Source organism: Pseudomonas sp. N-1-13 (genome assembly GCF_057787095.1).
The window spans coordinates 3,427,354-3,443,372 of the sequence record NZ_JBYNRI010000001.1 but is presented as its reverse complement, the minus strand read 5'-3'; the positions used below and the strand labels follow the sequence as shown (position 1 = coordinate 3,443,372).

Sequence of the window (16,019 nt, the reverse complement as noted above, 5' to 3'; positions counted from 1 at the left end):
CCGCGGGTTTTAAATGAATCCAGTGCCGGCCTCATCCCTCAAGCGTGAAGGCCTGTCTGAAACGCTCAAGCGCGACTTCGCTGTCACCGCTGGCCCAGCCTTCGAGGCCGACGACACCGCTGTATCCCATGCCGAACAAGGCCCTGGCAATGGCGCGATAGTGGATTTCGCCGGTGCCGGGCTCCATGCGGCCAGGAACGTCGGCGACCTGGATTTCGCCGATGGCGTTGCCGGCGCGCTGGATCAGTTCGATCAGGTTTCCTTCACCGATCTGTGCGTGATAGAGGTCCAGGTTCATCTTCAGGTACGGGCTGCCCACGGCCTCGATCAGTGCCAGGGTATCGTCAGCGCGGGCGAAAGGCGTGCCCGGGTGGTCGACTTCAGTGTTGAGGTTTTCCAGCAGGAATACCCGGCCCGCGTCTTCGCCCAGGCGGGCTATTTTTTCCAGTGTCTTGCAGGCGCTCAACCACATGCGGCCGGTGGTCTGGGCAACGGGTTTGACTGGCAATCCTTGATCACCCAGGCCGGTGCCGTGCAGGTTCAGGCTCGGGCAACCCAATTGGGCTGCGACGGCTAGAGATTCCTGGGCGCTGTCGAGCAATTGCTGGATACCCTCGGGATCGGTCAGGTTGCCCGAGATGTAGCCGGTCATGGAGGTGAAATCCGCGCCAGTCGCGACGAGAGCCTGGATGTCTTTGGTCGTCCAGTTCCATATCTCGACGCTGAAGCCCAGCGCGTGGATGCGTTTGACCCGCTCGGTAAAGGGCAGGTCGAGAAAGACCATCTCGGCGCTGATCGCCAGTTTGAACGGTATGAAACTCATGAATGAGCTCCTTGTACGCGCACCGGTTTGCCCAGTTGGAAGGACTCGATACAAGCGCGAGCAATGGCCAGTGCCGCCCGGGCGTCTTCACCGCTGGCCAGAGGTTTTTCGCCACTGCGTACGCAACTGACAAAGTGGTTGAGCTCAGCCACATAGGCATCACGCAGCAAGTCGGTGTCCATGCGCTGGGTGTCGGCCTGAACCCCATTGGCCAGGTAGCGCAGCAGGTCGGAGTCGTTGACGTTGCCCATGGTCAGCATGCCAGCGCTGCCGAACACTTCGCCCCGGACGTCGTAGCCATAGACCGCCTGGAAATTCGCTTCGGCCGTGGCGATGGCCCCGTTGTCGAAACGGATCGTGACCACCGCGGTGTCGAGAAATCCTTTGTCTTTGTAGGCCGGTGCGATCAGGGCATCGGCCATCACAAAAACTTCAACCGCCTCGGCGCCCGGATTCAGGTAGCGCAGGGTATCGAAGTCATGGATCAAAGTTTCGAGGAAGATCACCCATTGCGGTGACGCGGCGGGGTTGTTCAGCGCCGGGTCGCGGGTCAGCGAGCGCAGCAGTTGTGGCGTACCGATCCGGCCGGCAACCACGTCCAGATGAGCGGTGCGGAAACTTCTGGCAAAGCGCCGGTTGAAGCCGACCTGGAGTGTCACCCGTGCATCGGCAGCCGCAGCTATGGCGCGATCGGCTTCGTCCAGGGTGATCGCCATCGGTTTTTCACAGAACACACTTTTGCCGGCCCGGGCCGCACTGATCACCAGTTCGGCATGGCTGCGCGCCGGGGCGGCAATCAACACGGCGTCGATGTCCGGGTCATCAAGCAGTTGCTGTGGATCGGCATAGACCTTCTGCACGTCCAGTTCTGCCGCCAGGCGCGCGGCTTGGCCGGGAGTAGGGTCGGCGATGGCAGCGAGGCACGCGCCGGGGATGTGACGGGCGGCGGTGAGGCCGTGGAAACTGCCCATGCGGCCGGCGCCGATAAGGCCAAGGCGGATGATCCTGGATGTACTCATGAACATGACTCCCTTTATTGTTTTTACGACTCGGCGCTAAGAATGTCCTCGTCTGGATAAGCAGGGAGCAAGCGCTGTGCCAATAATCAACTCATTGATATTAAAAAGGTTTTATTCATTGTCGTTTGCATTTATGTTCATTTTGATTACATGTCTATACTGACATGTCGAAAATATGAACATATGGCCGAATAATGAATCAGCAACCTGCAGCCTTGAGCGCCGAAGACCGCGATTACCTCACCGCGCTTGGCCCTGCGTCGTTGAACGAAGGGCCCGGCACTGCGCTGGATGAGGCCTGGCGAGCGTGCTTGCAAGGGGTTATCGATCGCCCTGCCGGAATCAGGCGGGTGATTTGGGAGTCCTGGTTGCGCAGCGTCCATGCCGACCTTGACCCGGAAGACGGCGAGTACCGTTTTGTCGCGCCCGACGAGCTCGCCGCAACACTGGCAGCCAACCGGGTGCTGATCGCCGCAGCGGCGCAGGTCATGCGCGGTTTGCTCGCCTACAACCCCAAGGGCCATATCAATCTGACCGATACCCAAGGCACGACTTTGTACTTTTGTGGCCTGGATCTCACCCCCATAGGCAGTCGCCTGCTGGAGTCGGTTCAGGGCACCAATTGCACCGGGCTGGCGATCGTTGAAGACCGTTTGGTCTATGTGCTGGCCGAGGAGAACTTCGGGCTTGGCCTGCGCCAGCGCCGCATGCATTGCGCCGCCGCGCCTATCCGGGATGCCCAGGGCCGAACCTTGGGTATGTTGACCTTGACGGCGGAGCCAGGCTGGTTTCATTTCCATACGCTGGGCACCGTCCAGGCCGCAGCCGAGGCGGTCTCGAGGCAGATGGCGCTGCAGGCCTTGCTGGAAGAGCAACAAACCGTGCTTGAAGTGCTCAACGAGGGCTTGGTGGTATTGGATGAGCAGGGCTGCATCAAGGCGCTCAACCATTACGCCCGGCAGTTGTTCCGCGTAGGCCATGACTTGCTCGGCAGTCCCTTCAAGAGCCTGGGACAAAGTGAGTTGACCGATGCCGTCCTGCTTGCCAGCGGGGAGGGCGTACGGGACCTGGATTGCACCTTTGAACTGCACGACCACAGTCATCTGGCCTGCCTGGTGTCGGTCTGCCCGCTGGAACAAGGCGGGCGGATTGTTTCGTTGCGCGAAAACCGACGCATTCGGGAAATCACCCGGCGGATCATGGGCACCCAGGCCAGCTACACCTTCGAAACCATCCTGGGCCATTCACGGGCGATTCAGGATGCAGTGCACCTGGCACGGATTGCCAGTCGCAGTGATTCGACCACGCTGATCCTCGGCGAGAGCGGCACAGGCAAGGAGCTGTTCGCCCAGGCGATCCATAATGCCAGCGACCGTTGTGGCGGTCCTTTCGTGGCGGTCAATTGCGGCGCCATTCCCCGTGACCTGGTGCAGAGCGAACTGTTCGGTCATGTCGAAGGCGCTTTCACCGGATCGGCTCGCGGTGGCTCGGCAGGCAAGTTCGAATTGGCCGATGGCGGGACGATTTTCCTCGACGAAATCGGTGATATGTCCTTTGATGCGCAGGTCAGCTTGCTGCGCGTCCTGCAGGAAGGCGAGGTGACACGGGTGGGGGCAAAAAAATCGCTGCGGGTCAACGTTCGCATCATTGCCGCCACTCACCGCAACCTGAGCCAGGCGGTGGCCGAGGGCGCCTTTCGTGAGGACCTTTACTACCGGCTCAACGTCCTGAACCTGACCGTGCCGCCACTGCGAATGCGCCGCGAAGACGTGCCGTTGCTGGCGCGGCATTTTCTCGCGCGTTGTGCCCGGTCGCTCCGCAAATCGACGCAGGACCTTTCTCCCGTGGCACTGGATATGCTTGGCGCCTACGATTGGCCGGGCAATGTTCGCGAGCTGGAAAACGTCATTGAGCGGGCGACCAACCTGGCGATGAGCGAACTGATCCAGCCGAGCGATCTTGCGCTGGAGATAAGGCAGCGAGGGCGACTATCGACGTGGGCGAGCGTCCCTGAACCTCGGACGGCGCCGGACCTTGGCACCCATGAAATGAATGCAATCATTGCCGCCCTCACAGACACGCGCGGAAACATCCGCCTGGCGGCTCAACGGCTGAATGTGTCGCGTGGTGGGTTGTACAACAAGATGAGTCGGTATGGGCTCAAGGTTGATGCGTTTCGTTCTTAGCCGGTGGCGCAACGCTGGCGATGAAACGGACGACCAGTCTCCGCTCGAGGGTGGTTTTATGCATCCTTCATGCTGGCGAGACGAGAAACGCCCGGCCAAAAGGAGCCGGGCGTCTCTGTCACTTGCGATAGAGCACCATCCCTGCGTGGTAGAGGACGCCGTCCCGAAACGTTCCATCGGCAGTGAAGCCCGTGTCGTCCCAGTAGCGGATGTAATCGCCTTCCACCTCGTAACGCCCCTGATAAGCGCTTTCGCGATTTCCGCGAGCCTCGTCGTAGCGCCCATTTGGCAACAGCTCATGGCGAATATTCCCATCAGCGGTGATCCACATGCCGGTGTAGGGGTGACTGGCGGTAGTAGGTTGAATACGTTGCATGTTCCATTCTCCTTCTGCGGTTAGATCAGCCGAGACGACAACGGCGCTCAAAGTGGTACCGATCAACAATCGGCTGATGCTTTTCATGTTCTGCCCTCACATTTGAACAGCGAGTTCGGATGGCCCTGTCCGGGCCGTCCGGTGTCATCCGTTTCGTGAGTCCAGAGTAGGGAGTGGATCCGCTTGGCCGTTATGTCAAAAATGTCGCGGGTTTGCCTGATCCTGTATGGCGTAACCGACACCGAACCGGCTTATCGATCCAGACCAAAGTCAACAGACGCCGGCCGAGGGCATCCTTGCCCGGGGTGTGCAGCGACAACGCCGCATTAGCCCGCGGTGACGGTCATGCCGCCATCGGCCATAACCACCGAGCCGACCATGAAACTCGCGCGGTCCGAGGCGAGGAAGGCGACGATTTCGGCAATTTCCTCCGGCTGCGCGGCACGGCCGATGGGTGCCGCTTCGCCGTGTTTGGCCAGAAAGCCGGGGCCGTCGTCGACCACGTCATTAAGGATGTTGGTCACCACATCGCCGACGCCGATGGCATTGACGCGGATGCCATGCTCGATCACTTCGAGCGCCAGCGTGCGGGTCAACTGGGCCAGCGCGCCCTTGGACGCGGTGTAGGCTGCGATCGTCGCAAAGGCGAAGTAGGATGCGTAAGAGGCGATGTTGACGATTGCCCCGGATCTGTTGGGAATCATCGCTTTCACCGCCTCGCGGCAATGCATGAAGGCCGCGGTGGCGTTGACTGCCTGAATGCGCTCCCAGTCTTCACGGGTCATGTCGATGACAAGCTTGTTGATGATGATCCCGGCGTTGTTGACCAGGATATCCAGCCGGCCGAACTGCTCGACGGCCAGGCCGACCGCGCGCTCGGCGGCTCCGTCTTCGCTGATGTCCGCCACCAGCGGCACCAGCCCGGGACGGGCGAGCTCTTCGACGGCGGGGTTCAGGTCTTCAGCAACGATCTTGGCGCCACGAGCGTGCAGCAACAGTGCGATGGCTTTGCCGATGCCACTGGCCGCGCCGGTGACCAGCGCGACTTTGCCTGCGACTTCGTGGGGGATGCTGTAGGTGATATCAGTCATGATGCTCTCCTGCGTTGCGAGCCGAGGAGACATTCGCCGGCTCCGCGCCCGTGAGGCGCTGTCGTTATCGACGGCTTCACTGTCTCTCAATGTGCATGTTCGGGCTTTCGCAGGCTTGCCTGGACTGTTGGGGTTTTGCTCCAGCATGCGAGGCTCCGGCGCACACGGTCTGTCGCGCAACCTTGCTCATGGCCGCCGCCGCGTTATCCTGTTGGCACCAGTCCTCGTCAGAGGGCTTTGTCGATGGAGCATCCTGTGCACCAACCCGATCCGCAAAACCTCGCCAGCGATGCTCAACGCATTACGGGCGAATCGATGCTGCACTATTTGCCGGGAACGCCGCAGACGTTACCGCCGCGCCCGCAGATGCAGGACGTGGTGATGTTGCGGTTCAGCCATCACAGCATCGTCGAGCCCATCCTGGTGCCCGCGGTGGTCGAGCCTCTGCTGGTGTGGGTGCTGGCGGGCGCGGCTCGGGTCGAGGAGCGCGTTCTGGGTGGGGAATGGGTCGCGTCCGACGTCAAGACCGGCGACTTCTTTCTCACCAACACTGGCGAGCCCTACGAGATGCGCTGGCAGACCCAAGGCTGCGACGCTTTTGAGGTGATGCACCTGTATCTCGGCCTGCCATTGATTGATCAAGCCGCGCGCGAGGTACTGGGCGAACACGCCGACCCGGTCAGCTTCCTCGATGTTTCCGGTGACCGGGATGAACGAATCAGTTTCCTGTTGGAGCAACTGCGCCAGGAACTCATCGACGAGCGCCAGCCCAGCCCCTTGTTTGCCCACAGCCTGGCTCAGGCGCTGGCCGTGCATTTGGTGCGGCGCTACCTTGACCCAAACCGCAGTGCCCGGCGCAACAACGCGTTGCAGGCCTACAAACTGCGCCGCGTTATCGAGGCAATGACCGAGGGGCTTGCCGCCGATTTCAGCCTCGCGAACCTTGCGCGGGTTGCGCAACTGAGCGAGTACCACTTCAGCCGCATGTTCAAGCGCGCCACCGGGCTTTCACCCTCGCAGTACTTCATTCGCTTGCGCATGAGCCGCGCCCGGCATCTGCTGCTGGAGACGGACCGAAGCATCATCGATGTCGGGTTGGAGGTGGGCTATTCGAGCCCCAGCCATTTTTCCCAGGTGTTTCGCCGCGAAGTGGGGGTCACGCCCAGCGTCTATCGTCGGGCATGACGGCTGTTTAAGCGTTTCTGCGGTTTGCAGTGTTCATTCGGATGGTGTGAAAGGCTGCGCCGTTGCTCCGAGTGATCCATGGCTGAAGCCGCAACGGCCTGCCAAAAAAATAATTGCGTCAGGCTGTCGATTTCGACCCTTGCCATTCGATTAGTCCGTAGAGCCACCACAAGGGCGGCTTAAACCCTCACTCTCAGGAGATAAGCGCATGCGATTTATGGTGATCGTCAAAGCCAGTCCGGAATCGGAAGCCGGACAGATGCCCAGCGAAGAATTGCTCGCCGCCATGGGCGCCTACAATGAAGAATTGCTCAAGGCCGGGGTGATGCTCGCCGGGGAGGGGCTACATCCCAGTGCCAAGGGTGTGCGCGTGCAGTTTTCCGGCAAGAACCGGACCGTCGTCGAGGGGCCTTTTGCGCAAACCAGGGAATTGATTGCCGGCTTCTGGATCTTCCAGGTCCAGTCGCTGCAGGAAGCCATCGACTGGGTCAAACGCTGCCCGAACCCGATGATCAGTGACAGTGAAATCGAGCTCCGCCAGATCTTCGAAGCCGAGGATTTTGGCGAGAGCTTTACCCCCGAGTTGCGCGAGCAGGAAGAGCGTCTGCGGGCGCAGTTGTCCAATCAATCGTGAGCCGACTACAGGAGTTGCGAGCATGAAAATCATCCCTTACCTGACCTTCAACGGCCGCTGCAAGGAAGCCTTTGCGTTGTACAAGGACGTACTTGGTGGCGAGCTGTTTTCCATGTCCTTTGCCGAGGCGCCGGAGGACGTCGGCATGCCCAAAGACGCCGACCTGATCATGCACACCTGCCTGACCGTGGGCAATTTCAGCCTGATGGCTTCCGACTGCCCGCCAGGCCAGCCGTATCGCCAGCCGCAAGGCGTGTCGGTTTCCCTCAACGTCGACAGCATGGAAGAGGCCGAACGGCTGTTCAATGGCTTGAGTGCAGGTGGCACCGTGCAGATGCCCCTGGCGAAGACCTTTTGGGCGGAACGTTTTGCGATGTTCGAAGACCGTTTCGGGATTGCCTGGATGGTCAACTACGAGGGGGAATAAGCTGCATTGACGTGCGTGAGCCGTGACAGGCAGAGCGCGTTATTCGCCGAAATTCTCGCAGAATTCGGCTACGGGAGCGAAGAACTTGAAGCGTTGCGAATAGCGGGGAGGCGTCAACGGTGATCAACGGTTTCGGGATTGGCATAACCAAGGCGCGTTCGACCTGGAAACAAGGATGATCGACTCCAAGGCTTTACGCGCAACGGTTGGGTTTGTGTCATTTCATGTCTCTGGCCTGCACCCACAGCACTGCGTCTTGCGACAGGGCTTTGCCTTTGTGGGTTTTCGTTGTCCCGATGTCGAGTGCTGCGATACCCCACCACCCGGCACGGGGCAGGCCAATGGTCACGATGCCTTGGGAATCCGAGTAGGTGCTAAGGGCTTTGAAGGAAGCCTGAGGAGCCGTTATGTAGTCCTGCTCGCCGAAGGCGTTTTTCTCGACATCAACGGAATGGTTGAGGTATTCGATTTCGATCTCGGCGAACGGGACGGGCTTGCCGTCGGCCAGCACCAAGGCGCGGAATACTCCGCCGGTCCAGTTGGCATAAGGTTTGTTCAGGGGCTGGATCTCAACCGGCAACCCTTGTGGTTCTGCCCAGTGACCGGGTACTCCACCCACGTTCACGATCAGCTTGGTGAATTGCTGGATGTAGACACCTTCTTCGGTTTCCAGATAAGGCTCGGGCTCGAGTACGAAGATATGGTCACCCAGTGAGCGCACCAGCTCACGTGGGATCGATGCTCGATAGGCCGTCGACCGGTTATCGCGACTCTGCCACTCGACTGGACGTAAGTATTCGAGCAGATTGATTTTTTCCCCGCCGTGCGCGCTGGTGTGGTTAAAGGCCCGGGGTTCATCCATGGCCATGGTGGGGCCGCCGGAGAAGGGATGAGTGAACACTAGCGCGAACTCCAGTTTTTCCGCACGCTGCAGCGCTGTTTCCTCGAGGTAGAGCATCTGGAAGTGCGCCTGTGCAGCGCTGGTCAAGCCACTGAATGTAGTCGCGGCAATGGCTTGGAGCAGTTTTCGTTTGAACGTCATGGTCATTTTCACCTTGATATGTCGGAGGACTGGATCGTTACGTCATGGCCGGCTCCACCGAGGAACACCACGGAATAGGTTCCGGTGGGGGGCTGGAAGGTGTAGGTGTTGTCCTTGCCGACCTCGCCTTCGAGCAACACCTTGTCGCTTGGGTTTTGGATATGGATTTTTCTGCCGGCGGCCGAGCTGCCATCGGTGAACCCGGCCTCGCACTTCACCTGGTCATCGCGCTCGATGTAGCAGTCGAGCACGGGCCCATGGGCCAACGCTGTCTGGCAGAGCAAGAGGGTGCCTGCCATCGATATTCGAATGGTTGAAGTTATGTGGCTCATAGGATCTTTGGTCTCAGCGCACGAGGTTGATCATGGGATGGCGATTGATCATCGCCGCTTGTAGTGTCGTTGCCAGCCGGGGAGAAGGCCGTCAGCAACGCCTCCAGGTTCGAGCGCAGAAGTGCGATGTAGTCGCCGGCTGCGTCGGCGAGTTCTCCCGGATTGCCGGTGTCCAGTAGCAGCAACCGTGCGCCGCCGTCCTGGATGGCCCTGACGATCTTTTCATCCGGTATCCACTTGTGGACCACTACGCAGATGTCACGCTCGCGCAGGTATCGGGTCAGTGCGGTGCGATCGGCGTCGCTCCAGTCAAGGTCCTGGCGCACGAACCAGCCGTCGACAAAGATGCCGAACTCGCCAAACAGGTAGGTGAACTCGTTCGCCAGCGACAGCACGCGCACATCCGGCAGCGCTACCATCCGCGCGCCGTAGTCGGCCTTGAGCCGGCGCAGGCGGCTTTCAAGTGCGGCGAGGTTGCTCTCGATTCGAGGCGCATCGGCGGGGGACAGGCGTGTCAGGTCGGCAGCGATCAGCGCCGACATGCGCATGCCGTTGACGGGACCGAGCCAGGCGTAGGGCGACGGGCCGCTGTCGATGTTGCTCGCGACGGCCCAGGGCACGTCGTTCGGTGGCACGCGCATCACGGCCACGCCGGGCTTGATCGTGTCCCATGAACGCGAGGCATCGATCTCGATGATGCGCAGGTTGTGGCGCCGGGCCGTTGCATACAATGGGTCCGCACGCCAGAGATGACTCAGGGTCACCACGGCGTCGGCTTGCTGGAACACGGCCGGATCGAGACGCGACAGCGCATTGGCCAGGCTCTCCATGGGTACGGGGCTGTCCGGCGGTAGCCGCATGACCTGGATGAGCGTGCCTTCGCTGAGCGCCGACGTAAGTGCGTACACCGCCGGCAGCGCAACGAGCACCCGCTGGCGGCCGGTATCGGCAAAGACCGGAAACTGGGTGCCCAGCAGCAGGGCCAACACCGCCAGCCAGGATCCACGTGACAGGCAAAGCCATTTCATACGCTGGTCCCTCTGAATCGCGACGAGGTCGCACGGATGATGGTGGTCAAGACAAACACCAGAGCGGCGACCAGCACGATCGCACCGCCGGTCGGCACCGGGATGTGGAATTGCATAGGCGCCAGGATGCCGACCACGCAGGAAAACGTCGCAATCAGGATGGCCAGCGTGACCAGTGCCGCAAGTGAGCGGGTGACGTTGCGGGCCGCCGCGGCGGGTATCAGCAGAAGGGCCTCGACCAATACCGCACCGATGATTTTCAGGCAGGCCACCGTCACCAGAGTGACCAACACCACAAACAGGTACTCGACGCTGCGCACCGGCACGCCGCGCGCATGTGCCAGGCTCGGATTGAGGCTGGACAGCAACATGCCGTTGTACAGGGGCAGCCCGATGAGGGCGCAAATGACCGTTACGCCGAGCAGCACATTCATGTCGGTGTGGTCCACGGCCAAGATGGAGCCGAACAGCACGCTTTCCATCACGTGGGTGTTGATCTTCGCCGACACAAACAGCAGCAACGAGGCGCCGACTGCCAGCGAAATGGACAGGAACACCCCGATCAGTGTGTCGTTGGCCAGCGTCGTGCGGTGCTGGGTGTATTTCAGCGTCAGCGCAAACAGCAGGCAGAAGCCGAACATCGATAGGTAAGGAGAGGTATAGGACTCGCCAATCAGCACGCCAATGGCAACGCCAGTCATCGCAGCATTGCCAACGGACTGGCTGAAGAAAGCCATGCGCTTGATCATCACCATTGAGCCCAGCACACCCAACAAGGGTCCGATCAGAACGGCGCACATCAGCGCATTGATCACGAACTCGTATTCGAACGGTTGCGGCAGCATCTGGCGCGCGGCGAGCGTCTGGAGGTGATCGCGGATGAAGTCGTACAAGGCACTCATCGAATATCCTCCAGTCGGCAGTCGATCTGATCGGCCGGGCCATGAAACAGCACCCTTTGATTGATAACGGTCACGGACTGGGCGATACGCCTGACCTGTTCGAGATCGTGGTTGATCCACAGGACGGTGACGCCGCAGTCGTGCAACTCGGCCACCAATGCTTCCACCAGGCGCACACCGGCCTCGTCGATACCGGCGGTGGGTTCATCGAGGACCAGCAGCCACGGCGCGGGGCTGATCGCCTGGGCCAGCAGCACGCGCTGGCGCTGCCCACCGGACAGGCTGCCAAATGGTTTTGTGCCTATTCCGGCCACACCGGTACGCGCCAGGGCCTCGGCCTGCGCCGCCCTGGCGGAGCGACTTGAGCCCAGGAAAGCCGGCCGGCGTTGAGTGAGCAGTGCCATCACATCGTTGACCGTCATCGGCACGTTGCGGTCGAAATCCAGCAGTTGCGGCACGTAGCCCACCGGCTTGGCGACACCCTCGAAGCGGATAACCCCGGAATGCGGCATCTGGCCCAGCAGCGCGCGCACAAGTGAGGTCTTGCCCCCTCCGTTCGGGCCGACCAGGCAGTGCAGCGCACCGGCTTCCACCCGAAAGCTCACCGCATCGAGCACCTGTGTACCGCCCAGTTGCAGCGAGACGTTATCGAACATCACGGCAGGTCCGCGCATCGCTTGATCCTTCTTCATCGTTGCGTGAACTCGACGGCTTCGGCCAACGTTTCAAGGTTTTCGCCTATGGCTACCTCGAATTCGTCCGCGCTGTAGGTGCTGCCGGTGATGTGGGACAGGGTGAAGACTTTTACTCCGGTGGCTGCCTCAATCGGTTTGGCCAGATCCATGGAAAAGTTCTTTTCGGCGAAAAGCACCCTTACATTGGCCTTCCTGATGGTGTCGATCGTGGTGGCCAACTGGCGCGCAGTCGGCGCCACACCGTGACGCGGTTCAATCACGGCGCTCACAAACAGGCCGAACTCTTGCATCATGTAGTCGTAACCGCCGTGCAACGTCGCGCAACGAAACGGCGAAAGATCCAGCGCGGCAAAGCGACTCATGAAGCGCGCGCGCAGGGCGCGGATCCGTCCGGCATACGCCAGGGCGTTCTGTCTATAGGCCGCCGCGTTGTCCGGATCGCGCTCGCCCAGGCGGCGGGCGATCTCGAACACCTGTTGTATCGCCGCCGTGGTGGAGACGAAGGTATGTGGGTTCACCACCTTGACGCCGCCCTGGTCGCCGCCGATGGGAATGAGTGCCACCGAGGCATTGGCCTGAATGATCGGCAGCGTCTCGCGACGGCCGGCGGCCTTGATGATCTCGAAGGCCCATTCATCGTGGCCAATGCCGTTGACTACCAGCACATCGATGTTCATCGCGCGGGTAATGTCGTCGGGTTGCGGCTGGTAATTATGCGGATTGGCCTGCGCCGGGATCAGCGCAACGACGTCCGCCCGATCACCAACAATGTTGGCCACGAAGCTGTAGTAGGGATGCAATGTGACGCCGACTTTGAGCCGCTTGCCGGCGGGGTGTTCCGGGCTGGCGCAGGCGATGGCGGGGATCAGCAGCAGCAACGCCAGGCAACGGCGCAACAGTGTGCGGTGTTTTATAAAGGCATTCATGGCTGGGTTCCTTTTACGCGTTCGATTTCACTGGTGCCGTCGTAAGGAATGACTTGTCGCCAGCCGTCGCCGACCAGCGACTCGGCCTTGACGATGGAGGGGTAGGGCGCGTTCGGATTGGGATGGATCCAGATCGTCGCCTGGTTGGCCCACATCACCCCGGCATGGGCATGACCGATGACGAGCAGGTAGGCGCTCTGGCCCGGCACGCTGCCGCCGGAGCCGTAATAGACCGTGGCGCCCTGGCCCTGAGTGGCTTGCGACACCTCGCTGGAGGGGAGAGGCGCGGGAACCGCGGCGGCGTCGGCATGGGCGTCGTTGTCGGTGTGTTTGTCGGCAGACTGCCTATGGGACAGGTGGGTGCCGGGCAGGATCAGTTGCCAGTGCACCTGACCATTGGCCTTCCAGAAGGCGTCCCGATAGAAGGGCGGCAGCACAAGCTCTTGGGCACGATCCAGGGTGATCCAGCCGCCGGTGTCGTTGTTGTTCCAGATGATTTCTTCACCGGCAGGCAACAGCGCACTATGGATGGCCTGATCGACCGAACTCAGGCCATCGAAGGAACGCACCTGCCAGCTCAGCGCGGTGGGTGGGCCGACTTTCTGTGGCCGCAACAACATATAACCGGCCACGCTGGCGATGATGATCAGTGCAGCAAGCAGCATGCCCGCGGTTTCCCATCGGCCGGAGCGCGGGTGCACAAGCGTGAATGCACTGCTGGCGGCATCGCCGGGTGTGCCGTTGGGGTGGTGCCTGCGTGGCGATAGCCGGGCCATCAGATAAACGCAATCCAGCGGCCAAGGCAGATCACACCGATCCACAACGCCATCGAACTGAACCCGGCGATACGCGCCTGGCCGGGGGGTGGCAGCACGGCGTCCCATTCGTCGATGCGGCGAAAGGCGCCCAGATGGAATATCACCATGTTCAGGCCCGCCAGCATCAACACGCCCATCTTCCACAGGAACACGGAGTTCTGCGCATAGGTGATGGCATTGGCGGCAAACATGAGCGAACCGGTGATCACGCACGCCACGAAGGCAGCCCAGGTGTACGGCAGCAGCTCCCGGATCAGCCTTCGCGCGCTGCTGCGGTGGGAGGCAATGCCGAGCAGGCGCAAGTCCACCACTGCGATACTCCCGAACACCAGGGCGATGCCGATCACATGCACCGATTCCAGGGCCGGAAAAGCCGTGTCCGATTCACGGACAAAGGTGGCGAGCGAACTGGCCTCGATGGCTTGCAGTATTGATTGAATGTCCATGACGGATACCTGAGAACTGGGTTGAAAACGTTTAGATCGAGTAGGCGATCCAGCGACCGCAGATGATCACGACGCACCACAAGGCGATCGACAGCCAGACCAGCGCCTTGACCGGCGGCTTGTCGTCGTCACTGTGTGCAGGGACGGCAGGGCGCAGAAAGGGTCGCCGCAGCCGCCAGGCCAGGGTGAACGCGCCGATGACCAGGGCCATCTTCAGCCAGAACGTGTTGTTGAGGAGAACGCGGTCCGGTTCGCCGATGGCCATGATCAACCCCGTGGCAAGCAGCACGACAAGCGCATTGCGCATCCACGGGTAGTAGCGTTGAACCACGCCGCGCAAAGGCTCGTCCGTGGCGAGTACGCCGGCCAGGCGCAGGTCGGAAATGACGGCGGAGCCGAAGATCACCGCGATGGCAATGATATGAATGCTCTGCACAGTGGGCACCACCCAGAGCAAGTCCCTGATGGCGGTGCTCACCGGTGTCGCATAGAGCCAGGCAATGACAGGTATGGAGGACATTTGTTGCTCTCCCGCAGGGTCAGAGGGTTAGAAATCTTCAGGTGTTGCGATCGTGTGTAGGCCTGCCGCATCTTCCGGCAGCAGATACCCTTGCTTGATCGACACGCCCTTGGCGTCTTCGAATGCCTTTTGGTAGTGGCTGAAACTTCCATAGCGCCGGCGCAGCGCATCCTGCGAATAAGCCACCTTCGTGTCGTAGATCAGGCCGCAGCCGGTCTCTTGATCGGTGAGGTAGGTCGCACTCGGCACCTGGACCCACGGCGGGCGTACGCCCCCTTGCAGATTGCCGGTAGCAGGGTCGCGCGCTGCCACCTTGCCGTCGCGCACGACCCTGGGTGCCTTTGGCATCGGCTTGCCCTCGCGTACCCATTTGTCCATGCCATCGAGTAACGCCGACACCACCATTTCCACCGGCTCGTCGTACAGCGTCCGGCACTGTGGGTCATCGCCTTTGCCGATGTCGGCAGCGAGGTGCTCGGTGTGCTCGGTGCCGAGGTCGGCCAGGCGCAAATGCGGCATGCCGGTCACTTCGTAATAACGCAACTGCGGGCTGTCGGTGTCCGGCGGCAGGTCGATGCCTTCGATCACGTCGTGCATCAGTTCCGACTGGCTGTATACGGTCACGAACGGCACGCCGTCGGGCATCTGGCGCGGCACTCGAATGACGTCGCCGCCCACTTCGCCGTAGGCCATGCGACCGGTCATGTAGCCATCGATCAGCGCGCTTGCGTCGGGCATTCGCCATTGCTGGTGCCGGCCCTGGTCGAGGTAGTCCATCCAGACTTGGGCGGTGACGGCCCAGCTGTCGACATACACGCGTTGCACGTCCAGACCTGCCAACGGGCCTTGTGGCCCATTGCTCTTGAGTAATAGCGCCAGCTGCGCACCGATGCCCTGGGATTGCGGCGCGAACGGGTCCGGCGCGTCACCGCGGATGAAACGTTGCGGATCGTAGTAGGCGCCCAGCGGCGCATAGCGGGCGTAGTCGAAGCGGCGCATGAACTCGAAGTTCACGATCCGCCCGTACTGGGCGATCTGTTCGGCCTCGGCGGCCGGGGTGTCTGAAAGGAACTTGGGATCGACTGGCGGTTGGTTGATATTCAGCGTGTACCCGACATACGCGTAGCCGCGTCGCAGCAAGTAATCGCGGGTCAGGATCCAGCCGGCAGCACGCTCGCCGAACCAACTGAACGGCTCGATCACGACGGTGCCGTTGAAGCGTGCCGGGTCCGTCGGCTTGCGAATCAGGATACGGGTGGTATAAGGCGCCTCGAGCAAAGGCTTGCCCGCGGCAGTGATTGCCGGGGCAATGCCTTGCAGGTAGAACTCCTCCTCGACGTAACCGTAGCGGTCGAGGTCGCTGTGTTCGGTGCCCGCGCGCTCTGCCGATGACAGAGGCAGTTGGCCGGACGGCGGCACCGCAATGGCCGTGGGCATCCGGGGCACCTCGGCGGACGCGCTGGAGATCAACACGAGTGACAGAAAGGCGCTTTGCATCGACGGCCGCAGGATGCTGATTGTGATCAGTCGTTCCATTAGGTCACCTCCAAGTGGTTATCGATGAGGGCA

General features: G+C 61.3%; 18 protein-coding genes. 4 read left to right on the top strand and 14 right to left on the bottom strand.

Annotated elements, in window-relative coordinates:
• Positions 1–31 precede the first annotated feature (31 nt).
• Together AC3I65_RS15515 and AC3I65_RS15510 are read right to left on the bottom strand one after the other, a co-directional pair.
• A complete protein-coding gene (locus AC3I65_RS15515; RefSeq protein WP_488523964.1) occupies positions 32–823 on the bottom strand; it encodes a TIM barrel protein in 792 nt (263 codons plus the stop codon).
• Complete coding sequence (locus AC3I65_RS15510; RefSeq protein ID WP_047225856.1) at positions 820–1,842, bottom strand: Gfo/Idh/MocA family oxidoreductase; 1,023 nt, start codon at positions 1,840–1,842, stop codon at positions 820–822. Before AC3I65_RS15510 ends, AC3I65_RS15515 begins: the two co-directional genes overlap by 4 nt.
• Positions 1,843–2,036: 194 nt before the next feature.
• Between AC3I65_RS15510 and AC3I65_RS15505 the strand changes: the two genes are divergently transcribed.
• A complete protein-coding gene (locus AC3I65_RS15505; protein WP_310662738.1) occupies positions 2,037–4,028 on the top strand; it encodes a sigma-54 interaction domain-containing protein in 1,992 nt (663 codons plus the stop codon).
• 118 nt (positions 4,029–4,146) lie between these two features.
• Here the strand turns inward: AC3I65_RS15505 and AC3I65_RS15500 are convergent, their stop codons facing one another.
• Both AC3I65_RS15500 and AC3I65_RS15495 read right to left on the bottom strand, forming a co-directional pair.
• The gene (locus AC3I65_RS15500) at positions 4,147–4,404 is read right to left on the bottom strand and encodes an Atu4866 domain-containing protein (RefSeq protein WP_047225532.1); all 258 of its coding nucleotides are present in this window, start codon (positions 4,402–4,404) and stop codon (positions 4,147–4,149) included.
• A gap of 326 nt (positions 4,405–4,730) precedes the next feature.
• A complete protein-coding gene (locus AC3I65_RS15495; RefSeq protein ID WP_488523963.1) occupies positions 4,731–5,495 on the bottom strand; it encodes an SDR family NAD(P)-dependent oxidoreductase in 765 nt (254 codons plus the stop codon).
• Between the two features lie 243 nt (positions 5,496–5,738).
• Between AC3I65_RS15495 and AC3I65_RS15490 the strand changes: the two genes are divergently transcribed.
• From AC3I65_RS15490 to AC3I65_RS15480, 3 genes are all read left to right on the top strand, one after another.
• On the top strand, positions 5,739–6,680 hold the full coding sequence (locus tag AC3I65_RS15490; protein ID WP_047225534.1) for a helix-turn-helix domain-containing protein: 942 nt from the start codon (positions 5,739–5,741) through the stop codon (positions 6,678–6,680).
• Between the two features lie 208 nt (positions 6,681–6,888).
• On the top strand, positions 6,889–7,314 hold the full coding sequence (locus tag AC3I65_RS15485; protein ID WP_305466145.1) for a YciI family protein: 426 nt from the start codon (positions 6,889–6,891) through the stop codon (positions 7,312–7,314).
• 22 nt (positions 7,315–7,336) lie between these two features.
• Positions 7,337–7,741, top strand: a complete 405-nt coding sequence (locus tag AC3I65_RS15480) for a VOC family protein (RefSeq protein WP_488523962.1) — start codon at positions 7,337–7,339, stop codon at positions 7,739–7,741.
• Between the two features lie 217 nt (positions 7,742–7,958).
• Here the strand turns inward: AC3I65_RS15480 and AC3I65_RS15475 are convergent, their stop codons facing one another.
• The 10 genes from AC3I65_RS15475 to AC3I65_RS15430 form a co-directional block, all read right to left on the bottom strand.
• Positions 7,959–8,783: a DUF4198 domain-containing protein gene (locus AC3I65_RS15475; RefSeq protein WP_488523961.1), complete on the bottom strand. Its 825-nt coding sequence runs from the start codon at positions 8,781–8,783 to the stop codon at positions 7,959–7,961.
• 8 nt (positions 8,784–8,791) lie between these two features.
• The gene (locus AC3I65_RS15470) at positions 8,792–9,082 is read right to left on the bottom strand and encodes a hypothetical protein (RefSeq protein WP_419417152.1); all 291 of its coding nucleotides are present in this window, start codon (positions 9,080–9,082) and stop codon (positions 8,792–8,794) included.
• A 29-nt stretch (positions 9,083–9,111) separates the two neighbouring features.
• Complete coding sequence (locus AC3I65_RS15465) at positions 9,112–10,143, bottom strand: metal ABC transporter solute-binding protein, Zn/Mn family (RefSeq protein WP_419417151.1); 1,032 nt, start codon at positions 10,141–10,143, stop codon at positions 9,112–9,114.
• Positions 10,140–11,045, bottom strand: coding sequence for a metal ABC transporter permease (locus AC3I65_RS15460; RefSeq protein WP_139049764.1), 906 nt, complete (start codon positions 11,043–11,045; stop codon positions 10,140–10,142). The genes AC3I65_RS15465 and AC3I65_RS15460 overlap by 4 nt, the downstream gene beginning before the upstream one ends.
• Positions 11,042–11,719 (bottom strand): metal ABC transporter ATP-binding protein, encoded by a 678-nt coding sequence (locus AC3I65_RS15455; protein ID WP_256677107.1) that lies wholly within the window; start codon positions 11,717–11,719, stop codon positions 11,042–11,044. The genes AC3I65_RS15460 and AC3I65_RS15455 overlap by 4 nt, the downstream gene beginning before the upstream one ends.
• A gap of 14 nt (positions 11,720–11,733) precedes the next feature.
• Positions 11,734–12,666 carry a metal ABC transporter solute-binding protein, Zn/Mn family gene (locus tag AC3I65_RS15450; RefSeq protein WP_139049766.1) on the bottom strand — a complete coding sequence of 311 codons (933 nt, stop codon included), beginning with the start codon at positions 12,664–12,666 and terminating at the stop codon, positions 11,734–11,736.
• The gene (locus tag AC3I65_RS15445) at positions 12,663–13,331 is read right to left on the bottom strand and encodes a DUF6162 family protein (RefSeq protein WP_171061353.1); all 669 of its coding nucleotides are present in this window, start codon (positions 13,329–13,331) and stop codon (positions 12,663–12,665) included. Before AC3I65_RS15445 ends, AC3I65_RS15450 begins: the two co-directional genes overlap by 4 nt.
• Before the next feature lie 110 nt (positions 13,332–13,441).
• On the bottom strand, positions 13,442–13,930 hold the full coding sequence (locus AC3I65_RS15440) for a DUF6644 family protein (protein ID WP_139049768.1): 489 nt from the start codon (positions 13,928–13,930) through the stop codon (positions 13,442–13,444).
• A gap of 31 nt (positions 13,931–13,961) precedes the next feature.
• Positions 13,962–14,450: a DUF6644 family protein gene (locus tag AC3I65_RS15435; RefSeq protein WP_139049769.1), complete on the bottom strand. Its 489-nt coding sequence runs from the start codon at positions 14,448–14,450 to the stop codon at positions 13,962–13,964.
• Between the two features lie 27 nt (positions 14,451–14,477).
• Positions 14,478–15,986: an alpha/beta hydrolase domain-containing protein gene (locus AC3I65_RS15430; protein WP_310662729.1), complete on the bottom strand. Its 1,509-nt coding sequence runs from the start codon at positions 15,984–15,986 to the stop codon at positions 14,478–14,480.
• Positions 15,987–16,019: the final 33 nt, after the last annotated feature.